Consider the following 19,679-nt stretch of genomic DNA (forward strand, 5'->3'; position numbering starts at 1 on the left):
CCACGTCTTTCCTCGCCGCTGGAAAGTAAAGACGTGGATGCCCGGCCCAAGGCCGGGCATGACGAGGTGAGAACGCTAAGCCGGCTCCTGCGCCTTCCCGATCCGGCCGAGATGGGTGAAGCCAAAGCCCTTGGAATATTTCAGCCCATAGCCGAGCGCGCGGTCGATCCCGATATGGGCGAGCCAGATCATCGCGATCGAGAGCACCAGGGGCTCCGCGAGCGCGAAGCCGAGCGTCATCAGCACCACCGGCGCCAGATAGGCGTGGGCGACATTGTAGACGATGGCGCCGGCGCGGGGGCCGGCGAGATAGGCGGCGAAGCTCAGGTCAGGAACCAGGAACAGCAGGACATAGACCAGCCACGAGCCCTCCCATTCGGCATAGAGAAAGGTCATACCGAGGAACAGCGCCAGCCCTTCGAGCCGGAGCAGGGTGCGGACCCCGCCGGTCGGTGCGCCGGTCTCGGCCGTGGTTGCTTCAGTCATCGTCAACTCCCCAGATATCGGAAAATCCTACCGTTTTTGCGCTCTGGCCTGCCCACAAGCCGGTTTCCGCTTCCGAAAATGCCGTGCTAAAGCGTTTTCGGGCGAAGTGGGAACCGGTTCGCATCAAGACAACGCGTCAGCGCCACCCCTCAGGCGGTGGTCCAGTAGCTAATACGGGCGGAGACAGATGAAAGATATCCTCGATACCCTCGAAGAACGGCGCGCCGGCGCCAAGCTGGGCGGCGGTGAGAAGCGCATCGAGGCGCAGCACGCCCGCGGCAAGCTGACCGCGCGGGAGCGTATCGAGCTGCTGCTGGACAAGGGTTCCTTCGAGGAGTTCGACATGTTCGTCGAGCACCGCTCGATCGAGTTCGGTATGGAGAAGACGAAGATCCCCGGCGACGGCGTCGTCACCGGCTGGGGCACGGTCAACGGCCGCAAGACCTTCGTCTTCGCCAAGGACTTCACCGTGTTCGGCGGCTCGTTGTCGGAAACCCATGCGCTGAAGATCACCAAGCTGCAGGACATGGCGATGAAGGCGAGGGCGCCGATCATCGGCCTCTACGACGCCGGCGGTGCGCGCATCCAGGAGGGCGTCGCCGCGCTCGCGGGCTATTCCTACGTGTTCCGCCGCAACGTCATCGCCTCGGGCGTGATCCCGCAGATATCAGTCATCATGGGACCCTGCGCCGGCGGCGACGTCTATTCGCCCGCCATGACCGACTTCATCTTCATGGTGAAGAACACGAGCTACATGTTCGTCACCGGCCCCGACGTGGTGAAGACCGTCACCAACGAGGTGGTCACCGCGGAAGAGCTCGGCGGCGCCTCGGTGCACGCCACGCGCTCCTCGATCGCCGATGGCGCCTTCGAGAACGACGTCGACGCTCTCCTGCAGATGCGCCGGCTGATCGACTTCCTGCCGTCCAACAATACCGACGGTGTGCCGGAATGGCCGAGCTTCGACGATATCGGCCGCCTCGACATGTCCCTGGACACGCTGATCCCCGATAATCCGAACAAGCCCTACGACATGAAGGAGCTGATCCTGAAGGTCGTCGACGAGGGCGACTTCTTCGAGATCTCGGAGACCTTCGCCAAGAACATCGTCACCGGCTTCGGCCGCATCGCGGGGCGTACCGTCGGCTTTGTCGCCAACCAGCCGATGGTGCTGGCGGGCGTGCTCGACTCTGACGCATCACGCAAGGCCGCGCGCTTCGTGCGTTTCTGCGATGCCTTCAACATCCCGATCGTCACCTTCGTCGACGTGCCGGGCTTCCTGCCGGGCACGAGCCAAGAATATGGCGGCCTGATCAAGCACGGCGCCAAGCTCTTGTTCGCTTACTCGCAGTGCACGGTGCCGCTCGTCACCATCATCACCCGCAAGGCCTATGGCGGCGCGTTCGACGTCATGGCGTCCAAGGAAATCGGCGCCGACATGAACTACGCCTGGCCGACCGCGCAGATCGCCGTGATGGGCGCCAAGGGCGCGGTGGAGATCATCTTCCGCTCTGATATCGGCGACCCCGACAAGATCGCCGCGCGCACCAAGGAATACGAAGACCGCTTCCTGTCCCCCTTCATCGCCGCCGAACGCGGCTACATCGATGACGTCATCATGCCACACTCGACGCGCCGCCGGATCGCGCGGGCGCTGGCGATGCTCAAGGACAAGAAGGTCGAGATCCCCGCGAAGAAGCACGACAATTTGCCGTTGTAGAGGTGCTGTAGGGTCGGTTGGTGAACGGGTCCGCACGAAGCGCGGCCCGATGACAAACTCCGCGTAACCCACCATCTTTGCCTCATGGGATCTGAGGCGGGTTATGGCTTCCGCCTAACCCGCCTTGCGAGCGACGAGCTTGAACATGACGGCCGAAGACGATCCGACCGACGAGATTTCAGAGCTTGAAGAGCGGATCGAGGATCTTGCCGAGATCGCCGAGCGCTGCCGGCGGATCATCCTGGGCTCGAAGGTGGCGATCGCAGGCGGGTTCGTGTTGCTGGTTGCGGCGCTCCTCGGTCTGCTTGGCGACAGTCCGGCTGTCGCGCTCGGATCGATCGCGCTGATCCTCATAGGCATCGTGTCGCTTGGATCGAATGTCAGCACGTTGCGTCAGACCGAAGGCGCGATCAGCTCGGCCGAGGCGCGCCGCGCGCGCCTGATCGGCAACATCGATCTTCGCGTCGTCCATGATGCGCCGCTGAAGCTGATGTGATCCGTTCTGCGACGCCTCTGTAGTTGGCGGCCGCGCGACTGATCGCGTTATGCAAGTCAAATCCATCCGTGCCACCTGCGACATATCAACCCGACGGGCAACTCAAGAAAACCCGTCAAGCCCATGCGGCGAAAATAATTCTGTTTTTCGGAAGTGGAATTTGATGTATGAATTCGCTCGTCTCACCCGATGAGGGGCGGATCGCGATCGTCACGAACGCGGTGTGGGACGCGGTGGACGCCGATTGCGCAACTGACGAGTGCGCGTGAGGCGGACGGCGAAGTCGTGCAGGCCTGACGCCCTAGTGGCAGGTGTCCTCTCGCTGAAACGTGAAAGCGTTCTGGCGAAGGCGGTGACAAAAAAGCCCAGTCTCACCGGGGGGAGCACGTATAAGCCGTAAACCATCGCGCAGGGAAAGCCGGAGTCTCCGGTTACACCTGTGGTCCTACCCCCGAGCTTTCTACCCATTGCTCGGGGCCCATGGGTGCGATCGGCACCCGGCTTTCCCTGCGCCCTCTGTTCTCAGAGCGGCGGAACGAAAGACAAGACTCGGGCGAATTGCGCCGCGAGAATGCGGACGCACATCCTCAGCGCTGTTTGATATGTGAATCGGTATCTATCCCCGCGTCGTCCCGGGCAAGCGAAAGCGCGACCCGGGACCCATAACCACAGGCGGATGTTGTTGTGCCGCGCTGGGGCAGCTCGGTTCAACAACACGATCCTGTGGTTATGGGTCCCTGCTTTCGCAGGGACGACGAATGGAAAAGTGCTGCTCGAACCTAATGCGACGACGCCAGCGGCACGTAGTCGTATTCGCCGACGCCTTGCAGCACCAGGAAGGTGAGGGAAGTTGAACCGGCATTGGTCACGAGGTGAGGCCGCGTCGGCCTCACGGCGTAGACTTCGCCGGGCTTCAAGTTCACTTCCTCCTTCGGCTCCTGCAGGAACAGCCGCATCTGGCCTTCCAGAACGTAGAATGTGTCGGAGACGTTGCTGTGAGTGTGCCACGGTACCTTCTGCGTCGGCGAGAGTTGCAGCTCCGTGATGCGAAAGCCGGGGCGGGCGGCATGCTGGGCGCGGCGCTCGACCTCGTAGAGATGGCTCGCATCCTTGATCGGTTGTCCTTGCTTCATGGCGGCCTCCTTGTGGCTTCTTGATCCCGTCGGGCGGGGAGGCGACGATGCTAATCCTGTTCCGCCGTGCACGGAACGGCCGGAGTGGACATGACGGGTCAGCGTTGCAGACTGTGCTGCGTGGGCGAGCGCTGGCGTAACTTGCTGTTTCGTTCCGTGCGACGAGTTACGACTTCCACCTTCGCTCGTTGAGCTACGGCGGACGCAGTCGCATGGCCGGCCTTGCAAAAACAAACCGGAGAGACCCAGTGCCTGCTGCCTATTTCGTCGTTCGCGCACCGCCACCGATGCGGCCAAGCGTGCGTTCTACGTCTCGGTGATGTAGCAGTCATAAACGACTCTCGAAGGTTTGCAGCGGCGCAGCGGGCGGTGCGCGCGATCGCATCTGCATCAGACGGGCAAGGTTGACAGGCAGAAGGACGAGGTGAAGCAGCAACACCGGATGGATATGCGCCATCAATCCGAACAAAATGAATAGGATGTTGCTTCCTATGCCGAGAAGGCGCAGCTGACGCATGCTGGTCGTACAGAACGTTGCCAGGACCATGGCTGACGCCGCATAGCCCAGTAGATCGGTCCAGATCACTTTGCCTCTCCGGCGCCGTTGGCTTTGAGACCAGTGCACGGCTGCGAGGCAGTGCAAGCGGGCATTGAATGGACCATGTTCCCGAATCCCACCGGTTAGAAAAATGCAGCGCTGAGATCCAACCCATAGGTCAGTGACAACAGCCACACGAACAGGACGGCTCCGCAGAGCAACGCGAGCTGCTTGAGGAGATTTGCCCGCGGCGATGATGCGGAGAACGCCCGCACGAAAGCGTTCGCGATTGCGGCAGTTGCGAGAGCCCACATGGCAGATTCCAGCGGTTGCTGCCCGGGCGTCATCGAGCGTCGCGCATCTCGCACGAACTCGCGATGCTGCCGTCGAAGTCTGCGGGCAATGCAATTAAAACTTCAAAACGAAGGAAATCGGCTCAAAAGCTGCTTGATCAGGGAACGCTGACGCCGGGCATCGGACCAGTCGGGCGGATCGACACTTCGGTCGGCGGCCGTTGCTCAAAGGCTGCGAGCGCAATCAAAACGGCGCATGATAGGGCGATGAAAAAGGCGAAACGCCACCGGTTGAACGCCTCCCGGTCCTCGGGCGTCAGGTGGTGCGCGCGAATTGCTTTAGGCATAATGAACATCCGAATATCGTTGCGGTGAGAGGAGCCGTTGTCCCAGCACCCTTGCCGAATATCCCGCCATCTATCCCGTCATTTGATGCGCCTGGTAACTACCTAGAAAGGTGGTTCGCTGTCCTTTATATGTGCCCGTGAAGGTCGGCGACTTGCATATGCTCTGGGAATGACATGCATCTCTCCACAGATTCCACCGTTCCGCAAAATCAAGAAGTTTATGCACTCTGGGATCAACTGGCCGACTTCTCAGTCGGCGATGGCGACGCTGCGCTAACACACCTGCTGTCCGCACTGTGCACCATGCTGTCGGCACGCAATGCGCTATGGGGTGTGGTCGTGCGATTGCCTTCGCCGAAGCGGGCCGATCCCTTGCTCGGCTGGCGTCCGCGCATGGTCCGGGTGCTGCACCCGACACCTGCGGTGGCAGCATCTGTACAGAAACAGTTTGATAAGCTCTGGTCCGACAACGTCGACCTGTCTCAGATCCTTTCCGCGTCGGGAGATGAGCCATTCCGCGTCCGCCTGCTGTTCGAAGCGCTGCCACCGGAATGGTTCGAGGGCGAGCACTATCGACGGCACTATCTGGACGTCGGCTTCGCCGACAGCATTTCCGTACGCATGGCGCTCAATGACGACGTGAGGATTCGCCTCTTCGTGTTTCGCGATGCGCAGACACCCCGCTTCTCGGCGCAGGACGCCGAGCGTCTGGGCTTCGTGATGCGCGGGTTGAGATGGTTTCACCGACAACAATTGCTCTGCTACGGTCTGCTTATCGCCAATGCGCCCCTGACACCTGCCGAACGCAGGGTGTTGCTCGCACTGCTCGACGGGCACACGGAAAAGCAGATTGCGCAGAGGCTCGACCAAAGTCCGAATACCACGCACTTCCACATCAAGTCGATCTACGCCAAATTCGGTGTGAGCAATCGCTCGAAGCTCACTGCGCTATGGCTTGGCAAACTGCGATAACGAACTGTGGTCGCAGTCTCATACGGCAGGGTTTTCCGGCGAGAAGAGCACTCTGGCGATCCCGGACGACGCTCTCATCAAGTGACCCGCGGCGGGTTTCCCAAGCCTTGAGGTGTCTGTCGAATTCCTCCCAGACGGCGTGAGAGCGCCTCATTGCTCTTGACGACGGTGCTGTGTTGTAGCCGGAGCAGAGGAGCGCGGCGTCGTTGCGCACTCCCGCGACAATGCAAAGGGATCGTTTGTTTGTTTTGAGTCTGTTTTTGCTGCGCTGGTCCTCGATTTCGGCGTGAACACCGAATTTCGAACAGAGCGGGTTCTTGCAGAAGTTGACGTTGACCCTTCCAAAGGGAGACGGAGCCTTTTGGCCTTCCCGAAGATATCTCCGGCATGATCGGCACCCCGAATTCCTTATGGAGTAAGGGATGCCGATGAAGGTGGAGTTAAAATTCCACACTTAAGCCAGGGCTAGCGCGCAAGGCGGGGTTTTGTTTGGTGCATCGTGCCGCGATCAGATCGGACGGCAGCGGCCGTAGCGCCAGGCGAAGCCATAGGGGCAGGCGCGGCCGCGCGGCACCACAACCACGGGACGCTGGACGACGACAGGGCCGGGGGCGACCACGACGGGGCCGCGGTTCCGGACGCATCCGCCGTAGGGGCCACGATGCCAGCCGGGGCCGCATCCACCCGCTGCTTCAGCGGCACTCATTCCGGCGAACGCGGTCGTGACCAAAATTGCTGCTGCAAAAAGATACTTCATGTCTTCTCCTTCGATATGGGCCGCTGCTCGCGGCAACAAACATTCACTCCCGATTCGCCCGGCCGGATCATTGCAGAAGCCGTGCCCGCTGTCGTCGACCTTAAAAGCGCGGGCTGAATGCGACATGAACATTGCAGCCGCCTGCTGCGTCAGTGCGACGCAAGCAAGCCCAGAAATAATTCGTCATACTTCGCGTGAGTCGAGAAACACAGATATCCGGTGTTCGGATTCAAATAAGCGCGTGCGCGGCGCGCCGTTATTCGCTCGCTCCGAACAGCGCGGTAAATCGCCTTTCGCCGTTGCGCGAAAAATTCACCACGCGACTGCCGGGCGTCACGTCGCGCGCGGCCCATTTCAGCTCGGTGAAGCGGTCCATCATCGCAGCGCCCAGCGTGCCCGCGAGGTGGTGCCGCCGCTCGCTCCAGTCGAGGCAGGCCTTGCACACCGGACGGCGCGGATGCGTCAGCGTGTTGGCGTCGATCTGCAACTCCTCCGCCATGAAGCGCTTGCCCTCGCCGGTGAGCTCGATCGCCTGCTTGGTCTGGCGGACCAGTTTCTGCCGCTTCATGCTGTCGAGCATCTGCACGCCGAGATCGCCGGCGAGATGGTCGTAGCAGATGCGGGCGCGGCGCAGCGCCGGATCCTTCGGCCCGGTGCGCACGCGCATATGGCCGGCGCGCGCGGCGATGCCCTGCAGGCCCTCGAGCACGTCGGCGACATCAGGATCGGTGAGGCGATAGTAGCGGTGGCGGCCCTGTTTCTCCGGCTCGATCAGCCCGCCGGCCTCGAGCTTCGCCAGATGCGAGCTCGCGGTCTGCGGCGTGATGCCGGCCTCCTGCGCCAGCTCGCTTGCGGTCAAGGCGCGGCCGGTCATCAGCGCGGTGAGCATGTTGCAGCGTGCGGGATCGCCGACGAGGGCGGCGACCCGGGAGATGTCGGGTCCTGCTTTCATAGTTCGATGATAGCCGAAGCATTGGCGTCGGGCAAGCGGGTAGTGTTGAACGTGGGATCGTCGTTGCGCGGAGCGATGGATTGCTTCGCTGGCGCTCGCAATGACGGTGAACACAGGAAAGGGTTCGCAAATGACCATCACCGTCTTCATCCGCTACCAGCTCGATCCGTTCAAGCGGGCGATGTTCGAGGAGTATGCGAGGAACTGGCTCTCGATCATCCCGCGCTGCGGTGGCGACCTGATCGGCTACTGGATGCCGCACGAGGGCACCAATAACATCGCGTCTGCGCTGGTCTCGTTCGAGAGCCTGGCCGCCTACGAGGCCTATCGCGCGCGGCTGCGCACCGACAAGGAGAGCGTGGCGAACTTCAACTTCGCGGAAGAAAACAGGTTCATCCTGGCGGAGGAACGGACCTTTCTGCGCAAGATCGCGCTATAGTGCGTCCATCACAACAACAGCGGAGCCATTCATGATCGCCGTGATCTTCGAAGTCTGGCCGAAGCCGGAGCATCGGCAGCAATATTTCGATCTCGCCGCCGAATTGAAGCCGATCCTGCAAGAGATCGACGGCTTCATCTCAGTCGAGCGGTTCGAGAGCCTCACCGAGAAGGGCAAGTTCGTGTCGCTGTCATTCTTCCGCGACGAGAAGGCGGTCGAGGCCTGGCGCAACACGGTCGAGCACCGCCGCACCCAGGCCAAGGGCCGCGCGCGGATATTCGAGAACTATCGCCTGCGCGTCGCCAGTGTGATCAGGGATTACGGCTTGAACGACCGCGAGCAGGCGCCGAAGGACAGCCGCGCAGCGCACGAAGCGCACTAGCGTGTTTCGAGTCGCTCTGGCGCGCGCAAGCGCGCGTGCCTATCTGTGCGCGGCCAATCAGACCTTTGGGAGACGACCATGCTGACAACTGCTGACAAACGCGCCACCTTCAAGAAGCTGCATGAGAGCGGATGCTTCATCATTCCGAACCCGTTCGATGTCGGCAGCGGCCGTGCGCTACAACATCTCGGTTTCAAGGCGCTGGCCTCGACCAGCGCGGGCTTTGCCTGGACGATCGGCAAGGCCGACAACCGTGTCACTGTCGATGACGTCTGCGACCATCTGACGGCGCTGTGCGCGGCGGTCGATATTCCTGTCAATGCAGATTATGAAGGCGGCTTTGCCGTCGAGCCCGACAAGGTTGCCGTCAACGTCGCGCGCGGCGCGAAGACCGGCGTTGCCGGGCTGTCGATCGAGGACTCCACGGGCGATGCCGCCAATCCGCTGTTCGAGCACAAGCTCGCGGTCGAGCGCATCAAGGCGGCGCGCAAGGCGATCGATGCCGACAACAGCGGCGTGCTGCTCACCGGGCGTTGCGAAGCGTTCCTGTGGGGCGTGCAGGACCTCAAGCTGGTGATCGAGCGGCTGCAGGCCTATTCGGACGCCGGCGCCGACGTGCTCTATGCACCTGGTATCAAGACCAAGGACGAGATCGCAGCCGTCGTGAAGGCGGTGGCGCCGAAGCCGGTCAATTTGCTGATCGGCGCATCGGGCCTGTCGCTGCAGGAAGCCGGCGATCTCGGCGTGCGCCGGATCAGCGTCGGCGGCTCGCTGGCGCGGATGGCCTGGGCCGGCGTCATGACAGCCGCAAAGGAGATGGCGGAGAAGGGCACCTTCACCGAGTTCGCCAACGGCTATCCCGGCGGCGAGCTCAACAAGATGTTCAAGTAACCGAGACAAAAAGCAGCGGGCCGATCGCCCGCTGCTTCGTCATTGTCCGCGCGCTCAATAGTTGTTCTTGTTGCCCGTCGAGCCGTCGTTCTGCTGGCCGGTCTGCTTGTTGGCGGGCGGGGGCGCAGGCTGCGCCGGCGCTGCGCCCGTGGTCACGCCGGGCTGGCTGTTCGGTTTCGGTGTCACGTCGCGCATGCCAGGAGGCGCCGCTGCCGGGTTGGCAGGGTTCTGTTGTGCGGTTTGCGTGGGCGGTGTCGTGCCCGCCTGGTTCACCGATGTGTTGTTCAGCCCGTAGAACAGCGCGCCAAGCACCACGGCGACCGCGACTGCGAACATCGCGATTTTGGTGCTGCTGGCCGAGCCTTCCCCGAGCTCCGGATCCGGTTGCACCTCGTTGTCCAGGCTATTGAAGCGCGCCTGACGGCGGAGTTCTTCGTCGGTCGGATTGGCGCGATACGGATCGTTGGGATCGTAGGTCATTATCGTTCCTCCGTTAGCACTCCAAAGCTACGTGGGGGACAATGGCTGGCGCGACAGGATGTTCCGCGTCAATGTTGCAACCTGTTCATGATGGAACCGGCGATTCCCGGTTCCGGTCGCCTGTTTCATGAGGTCTTTTCAGATGTGGACCATGCCGCCCACCGATTCGGTGCTGCACGTGCTCTCGTTCATCGCGGTCGCGGCGCAGTCGATGACGGCGGCGCTCGCCGCGGGCAGGCGAAAAATGGATTGGGCCGGCGTCTGCATGCTCGGGGCCATCACGGCGCTCGGCGGCGGCACCATCCGCGACGTGCTGCTCGGGCATTATCCGCTGCTGTGGGTTGCGCATCCCATCTATCTCGCGATCGCAGGGGTCGCTGCACTCGTCACCATCCTGCTGGCGCGGCTGGTACACCGGCTCAACGTCGCATTCCTCGTGCTCGACGCGATCGGGCTCGTGGTGTTCACGATGGCCGGCTGCGATGTGGCGTGGCAGGTCGACGCTTCGCTGCCGATCGTCATCGTCTCCGGCATGATCACCGGATGCGCCGGCGGTGTGCTGCGCGACATCCTCTGCAACGAGGTGCCGCTGCTGTTTCGCAGCGAACTCTACGCCAGCGTCTCCGTCGTCACCGGATTGTTCTATGCGACCGCCTTCGGCCTGGAGCCGAACCCCCAGCTCTGGACCCTGCTGACCTTCGCCCTCGGCCTCTCGCTGCGCTTGCTTGCGATCCGCTACAAATGGGAGATGCCAAAGTTCGTGTTCAATGGCGAGGAGCGGTGAGCGGTCACTTCGTCTGCCGTGCGTTGGCGACCTCGTCAGCGGTCACTGCCGGTGCGGCGTTGCCCCAGGAGTTGCGGATGTAGGTCGCGACGTCGGCGATCTGCTGGTCCGTCAGCTTCGGATAGGACGGCATCGATCCTGTGTTCGGCGCCCGCGGCGTAGTCACGGTCTGCGCGCCGTCGAGGATGATGCGCAGCGTGCTCGCCGGGTCGGCCGATTGCAGATTGGCGTTGCCCGGCAGCGGCGGGTAGATCCGCGGCGCGCCCGAACCGTCGAGTTCATGGCAGGCGACGCAGGCACCGCGATAGATCCGCTCGCCGTCGCTCATCTGCGCTTGCGAGGGCGGGGCGACAACGGGCTCAGGCGTGCCGGCCGGCAGGCTCTTGAGGTAGACCGCGATGGCGTGGACGTCGCCGTCGCTCATCTTGGATGTCGAGTTGACGACGACCTCCGACATCGGCGGGCCGGCATGGCTGTGCCCGTTGCGGCCGCTCTGCAGATATTCGACGACATCGTCGACGCTCCACGACTTCAGCCCGCTGCGCGCAGCACCATCGAGCCTTGGCGCGAACATGCCCTGGACCATGCTGCCGCCAAAGGCGTGGTCGGGCCGGTCGGCGCCGAAGGGGTTCTTCGGCGTGTGGCAGGCGCCGCAATGGGCAAGGCCCTCGACCAGATAGCGCCCGCGATTCCATTCCGGGCTCTTGCCCTGGTCCGGCTGGATGATGCCCGGCGTAAAGAACAGGGCGTCCCACGCCCGCATCAGCACCCGATAGTTCAGCGGCCAGCGTAATTCCAGCGGGGGCGCCTTGTTGCCGACCGGCGCAAGGGTCGCGAGGTAGGCGCGGATCGCCAGGATGTCGTCGCGGATCAGCTTGGTGAAATAGGGGTAGGGGAAGGCCGGGTAGTAATGCGTGCCGTCAGGCGAGACGCCAGTGCGCAGCGCGCGGACGAAGTCGTCGTCGCTCCAGCCGCCGATGCCGGTATCGCGGTCGGGCGTCAGGTTGGGCGAGAACACGGCGCCGAACGGCGTGTCGATCCGCTTGCCGCCGGCAAAGGGCTTGGCCGGGTCGGCGGTGTGGCAACTCGCACAGTCGCCGGCGATCGTCAGCGCCTTGCCGTGGGCGATGACGTCCTCGGACGGTTCGGCCGAACATTCGTGCGCCGCGAACGCACCGCACAAAAGTATGATGACCAGAATCGCATCGGTCGTTCGCCGTCGCTGCCGCATTCTTCCTCCGCCTGGTCGACCGGTCGCGTTACGCCATTTCGCCGCGGGCCTGTCCTGCGACAGAAACCGAAATGCGCTTACGATATTCCCGGCACGAAATTGCGATTTTCGAGCACCGGGCTTGCTTGCTCAGAATTGTGCTGCGCGCAGCGGAAAATCCGACATAGAGTGGTTCTAACAAGCTCGGATGACTAGCTAAAAGACAGTCGTCGCGACCATCGAAAAGAGGGCTAAATGGGAATCAACCAAGGGCCTATCAGCCTCGACCAGAAATACACCCAAGGCACCGGCCACGTCTTTCTGACAGGCATCCAGGCACTGGTTCGCCTGCCCATGGCGCAGATCAGACGCGACCGCGCCGCAGGCCTCAACACCGCGGGCTTCATCTCAGGCTATCGCGGTTCCCCCCTCGGCGGCTACGACCAGCAGCTGTTTGCGGCCCGCAAGCATCTCGAGCAGTACAACGTCAAATTCCAGCCCGGCGTGAACGAGGACCTCGCGGCCACCGCGATCTGGGGCTCGCAGCAGCTCGGCCTGTCGCCCGGCGCCAAGTACGATGGCGCCGTCGGCATCTGGTACGGCAAGGGCCCCGGCGTCGACCGCTGCGGCGACGTGTTCCGGCACGGCAACGCTGCAGGTGCGGCCAAGCATGGCGGCGTACTCTGCCTTGCCGGCGACGACCACGGCGCAAAGTCCTCCACCGTCCCGCATCAGTCCGACCACGCCTTCATCTCCGCGCTGATGCCTTACCTCTACCCCTCCAGCATCCATGAAATGATCGAGATGGGCCTGCTGGGTATCGCGATGTCGCGCTACTCCGGCTGCTGGGTCGGCATGAAGGTGATCACCGAGACGGTCGAGACTACGGCCGAGATCGATCTCACCGACGAGATGACGCCGTTCATCATTCCGACCGATTTCGAGATGCCGCCGGGCGGTCTCAACATCCGCTGGCCCGATGACCGCTTCGAGCAGGATCGTCGGCTGCAGGACTACAAGGGCTTCGCCGCGATCGCGTTCGCCCGCGCCAACAAAGTCAACCGCGTCACCATGGATTCGCCGAACGCGCGCTACGGCATCATGGCCTCCGGCAAGAGCTACGAGGATATCCGCCAGGCGCTGCGCGAGCTCGGCATCACGCCCGAGATCGCCGCCAAGATCGGCATCCGCCTCTACAAGATCGGTATGCCCTGGCCGCTGGAGCCGGAAGGCGTGCGCAACTTCGCCGTCGGGCTCGAGGAGATCTTCATCGTCGAGGAACGCCGCGAGATCGTCGAGAACCAGGTCAAGCAGGAGCTCTTCAACTGGCGCGACGACGTGCGCCCGCGCATCGTCGGCAAGATGGACGATCACGACAAGCGCTTCCTGACCTTCGCCGCCGAGCTCAGTGTTGCCTCGCTTGCAAGCTCGCTGACCGAGCGGCTTCTTCGACTTAATCTCAATCCTGAAATCGCCGAGATGCTGCGCGCCAAGGCCGACTGGTTCAACGGCCGGCAGTCGACGCAGATGCAGGCGGTGGCGCCGGTCACCCGCGTGCCGTATTTCTGCTCGGGCTGCCCGCACAACACCTCGACCAAGGTGCCGGAAGGCAGCCGCGCGCTTGCCGGCATCGGCTGCCACTTCATGGCGCTGTGGATGAACCGCTCGACCGAGACCTTCACCCATATGGGCGGCGAGGGCGTGCCGTGGGTCGGCATCGCGCCGTTCACCAACGAGAACCACATCTTCGCCAATCTCGGCGACGGCACTTACTTCCACTCTGGCATCCTTGCGATCCGCCAGGCGATCGCCTCCAAGGCCAACATCACCTACAAGATCCTCTACAACGACGCGGTGGCGATGACCGGCGGCCAGCGTCATGACGGCGATCTCTCGCCGCAGCAGATCACTTTCCAGCTCCACGCCGAAGGCATCCGGGAGATCTATCTGGTCTCGGAAAATCCGGGTTCTTATCCGTCCGATACCATCGCGCCGGGCGTGAAGCTCTATCATCGCGACGAGCTCGAGAACGTCATGAAGATGTGCCGCGAGTACAAGGGCACGTCCGCGATCGTGTTCGTGCAGACCTGCGCCGCCGAGAAGCGCCGCCGCCGCAAGCGCGGCCTGATGGAGGACCCGGCGCGCCGCGTGCTGATCAATCCAGCAGTCTGCGAAGGCTGCGGCGACTGCTCGGTGCAGTCGAACTGCATCTCGGTCGAGCCGCTGGAGACCGAGCTCGGGCGCAAGCGCACCATCAATCAGTCGACCTGCAACAAGGACTATTCCTGCGTGAAGGGCTTCTGCCCATCCTTCGTCACGGTCGACGGCGGCAAGCTCAGGCGGCGGGCGCCGCCCGATCTCGGTGCGATCGAAAATCTGCCGGAGCCGGCGTCGAAGCCCGCGCTCGACCGGCCCTACAACATCGCGGTCGGCGGCGTCGGCGGCACCGGCGTGCTGACGATCGGCGCGCTGCTCGGCATGGCCGCCCATATCGAGGGCAAGGCCAGCATGATCCTCGACATGTCCGGTCTCGCGCAGAAGGGCGGGGCGGTGCTGAGCCATGTCCGGCTCTCCGAACACACCGCGGATGTGACCTGTTCCCGCATCGTGACCGGCACCGCCGATCTCGTGCTCGCGGCCGACGAGGTCGTGGCGGCTTCGAAGGACACCATCACGCTGTGCGATGCGAACCGGACCGTCGGCATCATCAACAGCCACGTGATCCCGACCGCGGATTTCATCCTCAACCGCGACTTCAATTTCCAGAGCCGCAAGGTCAACAGTGTGCTGGAGACCGAGCTGCGCAAGGACTCCGCTTTCCTCGACTTCACCAAGCCGGCCGAGGCGCTGCTCGGTGATTCCATCGCCACCAACATGATGATGATGGGCTTCGCCTATCAGCGCGGGCTGCTGCCGCTCTCGGCAGACTCGATCCAGCAGGCGATCGAGGTCAACGGCGTCGCGATCAAGATGAACACGCAAGCGTTCCAGCTAGGACGGCTCGCCGCTGCCGATCCTGCGCGCCTTGCCGATATGATGAAGGATCACGATGACGTCGCGCCGGCGAAGACGCTGGAGGCGATGTCGCTCGATGAAATCATCACCCATCGCATGGGACTTTTGACCGACTACCAAAGTTCGCGTCTGGCAAAGCGCTACCGCAAGCTGGTCGATCAGGTCCGCGAGGCCGCGACCAAGGGCGGTTACGGCGAGGCGCTGCCGCGTGCGGTTGCGATCAACTACGCCAAGCTGCTCGCCTACAAGGACGAGTACGAGGTGGCGCGCCTGTTCACCGACGGCCATTTCGAGAAGCAGCTGCGCGACCAGTTCGAGGGCGAGTACAAGTTCAGCTTCAATCTCGCACCGCCGATCCTCGGCGGCGGCCTCGATGCGCAGGGCCGACCGAAGAAGCGTGCATTTGGCTCGTGGATGATGTCGGCGTTCAAGGTGCTGGCGCGCTTCCGCTTCCTGCGCGGCACGCCGCTCGACATCTTCGGCTACAATTCCGACCGCAAGCTCGAGCGCGACCTGATCGCGGGTTACGAAAAGGATATCGCGACCGTGCTCGGCCTGGTGTCACCACTTAATCACGACATCGCGGTCGAACTGCTCTCGCTGCCCGATCGCATCAGGGGTTACGGCCCGGTGAAGGACAAGGCGATCACGGAGACAAAGGTTCGCTACGCGCAACTCGCCGCCGACCTCGCCAACCCGCCGCCGGCGCCGCGCCAGATGGCGGCGGAGTAGTGTAGCCACACATTCAGCGTCGTCCCGGGCAAGCGAAGCGCGACCCGGGACCCATAACCACTGGGTCGCGTTGTTAGATCGAGCTGCGGCCCCAGCGTCGCGCAACGACGAACAGCGATGGTTATGGGTCCCGGCCTTCGCCGGGACGACATCGGTTTTGAGACGCGCATATTGCACGCTCATCCCAGTCTCGCCTGACGGAATATTTCCGCGCTTGCCAAGGCCGGCACGGCAGTTCAGAAAAACGCTGGACAGTTGGAAACGCCAGCGGAGAACGATTTGACCATCAAGGGCAAAGCCTACATTGCCGGGATCTACGAACATCCCACCCGGCACGCACCCGATAAATCAACAGCGCAGCTTCACGCCGAGGTCGCCAAGGGCGCGATCGAGGACGCCGGGCTCACCAAGGACGATGTCGACGGCTATTTCTGCGCCGGCGATGCGCCGGGCGGGCTGTGGCCGATGGTCGATTATCTCGGCCTGAACACCAAGAAGCTGCGCCACGTCGACTCCACCGAGACCGGTGGTTGTTCCTATCTGATCCATCTCGGCCACGCCGCCGAGGCGATCGCCGCGGGCAAGTGCTCGGTCGCGCTGGTGACGCTGGCCGGCAAGCCGCGCACCGGACCGATGCCGCCGCGCGCCGCCGGCGCCGAGGCCGATTTCGAGTCCGCCTACGGGGCTACCACGCACAATGCCTACGGCATGTGTGCCATGCGCCATATGCACGACTACGGGACCACCTCCGAGCAGCTCGCCTGGATCAAGGTCGCAGCGTCGCATCACGCGCAATACAATCCGCATGCGATGCTCAAAGAGGTCGTCACGGTTGAGGACGTGCTGAACTCGCCGATGATCTCCGATCCGCTGCACCGTATGGATTGCTGCGTCGTCACCGACGGCGGCGGCGCGATGATCGTCACCACGCCCGAGATCGCCAAAAGCCTGAAGAAGCCGCTGGTGCGCCTGATCGGCCACGGCGAGGCGGCGAAGGGGCCGCGCGGCGGCAAGAATCTCGACCTGACGTACTCCGCCGGCGTGTGGTCCGGCCCGCGCGCCTTCGAAGAGGCAGGCGTGACGCCGAAGGACATCAAGTACGCCTCGATCTACGACAGCTTCACCATCACCGTGCTGATGCAGCTCGAAGATCTCGGCTTCTGCAAGAAGGGCGAGGGCGGCAAGTTCGTCGCCGACGGCAATCTGATCTCGGGTGTCGGCAAGCTGCCGTTCAACACCGACGGCGGCGGTCTCTGCAGCAACCATCCGGTCAACCGCGGCGGCATGACCAAGATCCTCGAGGCCGTCCGTCAGCTGCGCGGCGAAGCGCATCCGAAGGTGCAGGTGAAGAACTGCGACCTCGCGATCGCCCACGGCACCGGTGGTCTGCTCGGCGTTCGCCACGCCGCCTCAACTTGTATTCTGGAGCGTGCGTGATGTCTGAAGCCAAGAAGTACAATGCCCCGGTGACCAACCCGGAGACCGCAGCGTTCTGGGACGCGGCGAAGCAGGGCAAGTTCATGATCAAGCGCTGCAACACCTGCGGCGAAGCCCATTACTTCCCGCGCGCGATCTGCCCGTTCTGCTTCTCCGACAAGACGGTGTGGGAAGAGGCATCGGGCGAAGCGACGGTCTACACCTACAGCCTGATGCGCAAATCGCCGACCGGTCCCTATGCAATCGCCTATGTGACCTTGAAGGAAGGTCCTTCGCTGCAGACCAACATCGTCGATTGCGATCTGGAGAAGGTGAAGATCGGCCAGAAGGTGAAGGTGGTGTGGAAGCCGACCGACGGCGCTCCGCTGCCGTTCTTCACGCCGGCCTAAGATTTACCCTCTCCCCTTGTGGGAGAAGGTGCCTTCGCTGACAGCGAAGGCGGGTGAGGGGTCTCTCTCCGCGTTAAAGAGTCTCTCTGCGGTACGAATCCCTCACCGAAGTGAGTTTGTGACGAGTGCCGGTGTAGCCCTCTCCCGCAAGGGGAGAGGGCGCATCGACGGGCGGCACAGAGAAATAGGGTTCGGGGAGAAAACGACAATGCCAATCGTGTACGAACAGCTGATGGCCCTGAAGAATCTCGGCCAGAAGTACAGTTACGCCGATCGCGACGTGATGCTCTACGCCTACGGCATCGGCCTTGGCGCCGATCCGATGGACGAGAAGGAGCTCGCCTTCGTCAACGAGGGCGTGCTGACGCCGCGTCCCCTGAAGGTGGTGCCGACTTTCGCGTCGGTGGCCGCGTGGGGCGCAGGTCCCGGCGAGATGAATCTCAACCGCGTGATGGTGGTCGATGGCGAGCGCGACATCACCTTCCACAAGCCGTTCGCGACCGCGGCTCACATCACCGCCGACTCGACCGTGCTCGACGTCTTCGACAAGGGCAAGGACAAGGGCGCGGTGATCCGCCACCAGACCGTGCTGAAGGACGAGAAGGGCGAGAAGCTCGCCACGCTGGTGGCCTCGCGCTTCGCGCGCGGCGACGGCGGCTTTGGCGGACCGTCGGACGGCCAGCCCGAGCCCCACAAGGTGCCGGAGCGCGCGCCCGACAAGGTCGTCGACATCACGACGCGGCCCGATCAGGCGCTGATCTACCGCCTGTGCGGCGATCGAAATCCGCTGCACTCCGATCCCGAGTTCGCCAAGAAGGCCGGCTTCCCGCGGCCGATCCTGCACGGCATGTGCACCTACGGCATCACCTGCCGCGGCGTGCTGCAGACCTATGCCGATTACGATCCGTCGGCCTTCAAGCAGCACGCGGCGCGGTTCTCCTCGCCGGTGTTTCCCGGCGAGACCGTGACGATGGAGCTGTGGAAGGACGGCAACGTGGTGTCGTTCGAGGCCAAGGTGAAGTCGCGCGGCGTCACTGTCATCAAGAGCGGCAAGACGGTGCTGGCGTAAGCGGCGAGGGCAGTGCGCTCCCTCGCCCCGCTCTTGCGGGGAGAGGGGTGGGGTGAGGGGCTGTCTCCGCATAGTTGATATCGCGGATAGGCCTGTACCCCCTCACCCGGATCGCATCGTGCGATGCGATCCGACCTCTCCCCGCAAGCGGGGCGAGGTAAGGAAGAGCAATCAATAACAGAGAGAAGAAACCATGGGATTACTCGACGGCAAGGTGGCGCTGATCACGGGCGCCGGCGGCGGACTTGGTGAAGCCTACGCAAAGCTGTTCGCGCGCGAGGGCGCGGCGGTGGTGGTCAACGATCTCGGCGGCCCGCGCGACGGTTCGGGCTCCGACAAGTCGATGGCGCAGAAGGTGGTCGATGCGATCAAGGCCGATGGCGGCCGCGCGGTCGCCAACGGCGCCGACATCTCGACCCTGGCCGGCGGCCAGTCGGTGTTCGACGACGCCATCAAGAATTTCGGCCGCGCCGACATCCTGGTCAACAATGCCGGCATCCTGCTCGACGAGACCTTCCACAAGGCCAAGGAAGCGAACTGGGACAAGGTGATGAAGGTGCATCTGAAGGGCACCTTCTGCTGCACCCAGCCGGTGTTCAAATGGATGCGGGACAATGGCGGCGGCGTCATCGTCAACACCTCGTCCACTTCGGGGCTGATAGGCAATTTCGGCCAGACCAATTACGGCGCGGCGAAGGGCGGCATCTGGGGCCTCTCGAACGTGCTCGCGATCGAAGGCCGCAAGTACAACATCCGGATCTGGACCTTGGCACCGGGCGCCTTGACCCGCATGACGGCAGACCTGCCGCGCTACAAGGAGAACCCGGGTGCGGCGCTCGGTCCCGACGGCATCGCACCGGCCGTGCTCTACATGGTCAGCGACCTCTCGGGCGACCAGACCGGCAAGGTCCTCGGCGTTTCGGGCCCCCGCGGCGTCCGCGAAATGCGGATGATGGAAATGGAAGGCTGGAAGCCGCCATTCACGGGCTGGAAGGCCGAGGACATCGCCACCCACGCCAAGGAGATCTTCTTCTCCGAGGAGCAGATCAAGATGGGCGCGCGGCGGTTCTGATGCTACCTGTCCGGGGCGTCCGAAGGACGAACCCCAATGCGCGGTTGCGCATTGTGGAACCTCGAGATTCCGGGTTCGATGCTGA

General features: G+C 63.3%; 20 protein-coding genes. 12 read left to right on the forward strand and 8 right to left on the reverse strand.

The genetic code is table 11. The features are described 5' to 3' along the window. Positions 1–75: 75 nt before the first annotated feature. The gene (locus tag AS156_RS02415) at positions 76–486 is read right to left on the reverse strand and encodes a DUF4260 domain-containing protein (protein WP_066499500.1); all 411 of its coding nucleotides are present in this window, start codon (positions 484–486) and stop codon (positions 76–78) included. A 187-nt stretch (positions 487–673) separates the two neighbouring features. Here AS156_RS02415 and AS156_RS02420 point away from each other — a divergent pair, with 187 nt between their 5' ends. Together AS156_RS02420 and AS156_RS02425 are read left to right on the forward strand one after the other, a co-directional pair. Continuing rightward, complete coding sequence (locus tag AS156_RS02420; RefSeq protein WP_066499506.1) at positions 674–2,206, forward strand: acyl-CoA carboxylase subunit beta; 1,533 nt, start codon at positions 674–676, stop codon at positions 2,204–2,206. 145 nt (positions 2,207–2,351) lie between these two features. Then, positions 2,352–2,702, forward strand: a complete 351-nt coding sequence (locus tag AS156_RS02425; protein WP_066499630.1) for a hypothetical protein — start codon at positions 2,352–2,354, stop codon at positions 2,700–2,702. A 779-nt stretch (positions 2,703–3,481) separates the two neighbouring features. Here the strand turns inward: AS156_RS02425 and AS156_RS02430 are convergent. The 3 genes from AS156_RS02430 to AS156_RS02445 form a co-directional block, all read right to left on the reverse strand. Then, on the reverse strand, positions 3,482–3,835 hold the full coding sequence (locus AS156_RS02430) for a cupin domain-containing protein (RefSeq protein ID WP_066499508.1): 354 nt from the start codon (positions 3,833–3,835) through the stop codon (positions 3,482–3,484). 328 nt (positions 3,836–4,163) lie between these two features. Continuing rightward, positions 4,164–4,421, reverse strand: a complete 258-nt coding sequence (locus AS156_RS02435) for a hypothetical protein (RefSeq protein ID WP_066499510.1) — start codon at positions 4,419–4,421, stop codon at positions 4,164–4,166. 403 nt (positions 4,422–4,824) lie between these two features. After that, a complete protein-coding gene (locus tag AS156_RS02445) occupies positions 4,825–5,022 on the reverse strand; it encodes a hypothetical protein (protein WP_066499521.1) in 198 nt (65 codons plus the stop codon). Positions 5,023–5,187: 165 nt separating this feature from the next. On the opposite strand from AS156_RS02445, the gene AS156_RS02450 reads away from it, so the two are divergent. Further along, entirely contained in the window at positions 5,188–5,985 is a 798-nt protein-coding gene (locus AS156_RS02450) for a helix-turn-helix transcriptional regulator (protein WP_066499523.1), read from the forward strand. A 508-nt stretch (positions 5,986–6,493) separates the two neighbouring features. Here the strand turns inward: AS156_RS02450 and AS156_RS02455 are convergent. Together AS156_RS02455 and AS156_RS02460 are read right to left on the reverse strand one after the other, a co-directional pair. Continuing rightward, on the reverse strand, positions 6,494–6,742 hold the full coding sequence (locus AS156_RS02455) for a GCG_CRPN prefix-to-repeats domain-containing protein (protein ID WP_066499632.1): 249 nt from the start codon (positions 6,740–6,742) through the stop codon (positions 6,494–6,496). Between the two features lie 256 nt (positions 6,743–6,998). Then, complete coding sequence (locus AS156_RS02460) at positions 6,999–7,694, reverse strand: ArsR/SmtB family transcription factor (protein WP_066499524.1); 696 nt, start codon at positions 7,692–7,694, stop codon at positions 6,999–7,001. A 130-nt stretch (positions 7,695–7,824) separates the two neighbouring features. On the opposite strand from AS156_RS02460, the gene AS156_RS02465 reads away from it, so the two are divergent. From AS156_RS02465 to AS156_RS02475, 3 genes are all read left to right on the forward strand, one after another. Further along, on the forward strand, positions 7,825–8,133 hold the full coding sequence (locus tag AS156_RS02465; RefSeq protein ID WP_066499633.1) for an NIPSNAP family protein: 309 nt from the start codon (positions 7,825–7,827) through the stop codon (positions 8,131–8,133). 31 nt (positions 8,134–8,164) lie between these two features. After that, the gene (locus tag AS156_RS02470) at positions 8,165–8,515 is read left to right on the forward strand and encodes an antibiotic biosynthesis monooxygenase family protein (protein WP_066499526.1); all 351 of its coding nucleotides are present in this window, start codon (positions 8,165–8,167) and stop codon (positions 8,513–8,515) included. Between the two features lie 78 nt (positions 8,516–8,593). Further along, the gene (locus AS156_RS02475) at positions 8,594–9,406 is read left to right on the forward strand and encodes an isocitrate lyase/PEP mutase family protein (protein WP_066499528.1); all 813 of its coding nucleotides are present in this window, start codon (positions 8,594–8,596) and stop codon (positions 9,404–9,406) included. Between the two features lie 54 nt (positions 9,407–9,460). Here AS156_RS02475 and AS156_RS02480 read toward each other — a convergent pair whose 3' ends face one another. Further along, positions 9,461–9,886 (reverse strand): lipase chaperone, encoded by a 426-nt coding sequence (locus AS156_RS02480; RefSeq protein WP_066499529.1) that lies wholly within the window; start codon positions 9,884–9,886, stop codon positions 9,461–9,463. 142 nt (positions 9,887–10,028) lie between these two features. On the opposite strand from AS156_RS02480, the gene AS156_RS02485 reads away from it, so the two are divergent. Next, a complete protein-coding gene (locus AS156_RS02485; RefSeq protein ID WP_066499530.1) occupies positions 10,029–10,670 on the forward strand; it encodes a trimeric intracellular cation channel family protein in 642 nt (213 codons plus the stop codon). A 4-nt stretch (positions 10,671–10,674) separates the two neighbouring features. Here AS156_RS02485 and AS156_RS02490 read toward each other — a convergent pair whose 3' ends face one another. Continuing rightward, positions 10,675–11,901, reverse strand: a complete 1,227-nt coding sequence (locus AS156_RS02490; protein WP_066499532.1) for a c-type cytochrome — start codon at positions 11,899–11,901, stop codon at positions 10,675–10,677. 234 nt (positions 11,902–12,135) lie between these two features. Between AS156_RS02490 and AS156_RS02495 the strand changes: the two genes are divergently transcribed. The 5 genes from AS156_RS02495 to AS156_RS02515 all read left to right on the forward strand — a co-directional run bounded on the left by AS156_RS02495 (position 12,136) and on the right by AS156_RS02515 (position 19,594). Further along, positions 12,136–15,627 carry an indolepyruvate ferredoxin oxidoreductase family protein gene (locus AS156_RS02495; protein WP_066499534.1) on the forward strand — a complete coding sequence of 1,164 codons (3,492 nt, stop codon included), beginning with the start codon at positions 12,136–12,138 and terminating at the stop codon, positions 15,625–15,627. 279 nt (positions 15,628–15,906) lie between these two features. Further along, the gene (locus AS156_RS02500) at positions 15,907–17,064 is read left to right on the forward strand and encodes a thiolase domain-containing protein (protein WP_066499536.1); all 1,158 of its coding nucleotides are present in this window, start codon (positions 15,907–15,909) and stop codon (positions 17,062–17,064) included. Further along, positions 17,064–17,453 carry a Zn-ribbon domain-containing OB-fold protein gene (locus AS156_RS02505; protein WP_066499538.1) on the forward strand — a complete coding sequence of 130 codons (390 nt, stop codon included), beginning with the start codon at positions 17,064–17,066 and terminating at the stop codon, positions 17,451–17,453. Before AS156_RS02500 ends, AS156_RS02505 begins: the two co-directional genes overlap by 1 nt. Positions 17,454–17,661: 208 nt before the next feature. After that, the gene (locus AS156_RS02510; protein ID WP_066499539.1) at positions 17,662–18,522 is read left to right on the forward strand and encodes a MaoC family dehydratase; all 861 of its coding nucleotides are present in this window, start codon (positions 17,662–17,664) and stop codon (positions 18,520–18,522) included. A gap of 193 nt (positions 18,523–18,715) precedes the next feature. Next, positions 18,716–19,594, forward strand: a complete 879-nt coding sequence (locus tag AS156_RS02515) for an SDR family oxidoreductase (RefSeq protein WP_066499540.1) — start codon at positions 18,716–18,718, stop codon at positions 19,592–19,594. Positions 19,595–19,679: the final 85 nt, after the last annotated feature.

It is taken from the genome of Bradyrhizobium macuxiense (assembly GCF_001542415.1).
Lineage (GTDB): Bacteria > Pseudomonadota > Alphaproteobacteria > Rhizobiales > Xanthobacteraceae > Bradyrhizobium > Bradyrhizobium macuxiense.

What these genes read in the sequence shown, in the direction of transcription:
- AS156_RS02415 (WP_066499500.1), bottom strand. Translation starts at nt 486, where the DNA reads ATGACTGAAGCAACCACGGCCGAGACCGGCGCACCGACCGGCGGGGTC.
- AS156_RS02420 (WP_066499506.1), top strand. Translation starts at nt 674, where the DNA reads ATGAAAGATATCCTCGATACCCTCGAAGAACGGCGCGCCGGCGCCAAG.
- AS156_RS02425 (WP_066499630.1), top strand. Translation starts at nt 2,352, where the DNA reads ATGACGGCCGAAGACGATCCGACCGACGAGATTTCAGAGCTTGAAGAG.
- AS156_RS02430 (WP_066499508.1), bottom strand. Translation starts at nt 3,835, where the DNA reads ATGAAGCAAGGACAACCGATCAAGGATGCGAGCCATCTCTACGAGGTC.
- AS156_RS02445 (WP_066499521.1), bottom strand. Translation starts at nt 5,022, where the DNA reads ATGTTCATTATGCCTAAAGCAATTCGCGCGCACCACCTGACGCCCGAG.
- AS156_RS02450 (WP_066499523.1), top strand. Translation starts at nt 5,188, where the DNA reads ATGCATCTCTCCACAGATTCCACCGTTCCGCAAAATCAAGAAGTTTAT.
- AS156_RS02455 (WP_066499632.1), bottom strand. Translation starts at nt 6,742, where the DNA reads ATGAAGTATCTTTTTGCAGCAGCAATTTTGGTCACGACCGCGTTCGCC.
- AS156_RS02460 (WP_066499524.1), bottom strand. Translation starts at nt 7,694, where the DNA reads ATGAAAGCAGGACCCGACATCTCCCGGGTCGCCGCCCTCGTCGGCGAT.
- AS156_RS02465 (WP_066499633.1), top strand. Translation starts at nt 7,825, where the DNA reads ATGACCATCACCGTCTTCATCCGCTACCAGCTCGATCCGTTCAAGCGG.
- AS156_RS02470 (WP_066499526.1), top strand. Translation starts at nt 8,165, where the DNA reads ATGATCGCCGTGATCTTCGAAGTCTGGCCGAAGCCGGAGCATCGGCAG.
- AS156_RS02475 (WP_066499528.1), top strand. Translation starts at nt 8,594, where the DNA reads ATGCTGACAACTGCTGACAAACGCGCCACCTTCAAGAAGCTGCATGAG.
- AS156_RS02480 (WP_066499529.1), bottom strand. Translation starts at nt 9,886, where the DNA reads ATGACCTACGATCCCAACGATCCGTATCGCGCCAATCCGACCGACGAA.
- AS156_RS02485 (WP_066499530.1), top strand. Translation starts at nt 10,029, where the DNA reads ATGTGGACCATGCCGCCCACCGATTCGGTGCTGCACGTGCTCTCGTTC.
- AS156_RS02490 (WP_066499532.1), bottom strand. Translation starts at nt 11,901, where the DNA reads ATGCGGCAGCGACGGCGAACGACCGATGCGATTCTGGTCATCATACTT.
- AS156_RS02495 (WP_066499534.1), top strand. Translation starts at nt 12,136, where the DNA reads ATGGGAATCAACCAAGGGCCTATCAGCCTCGACCAGAAATACACCCAA.
- AS156_RS02505 (WP_066499538.1), top strand. Translation starts at nt 17,064, where the DNA reads ATGTCTGAAGCCAAGAAGTACAATGCCCCGGTGACCAACCCGGAGACC.
- AS156_RS02510 (WP_066499539.1), top strand. Translation starts at nt 17,662, where the DNA reads ATGCCAATCGTGTACGAACAGCTGATGGCCCTGAAGAATCTCGGCCAG.
- AS156_RS02515 (WP_066499540.1), top strand. Translation starts at nt 18,716, where the DNA reads ATGGGATTACTCGACGGCAAGGTGGCGCTGATCACGGGCGCCGGCGGC.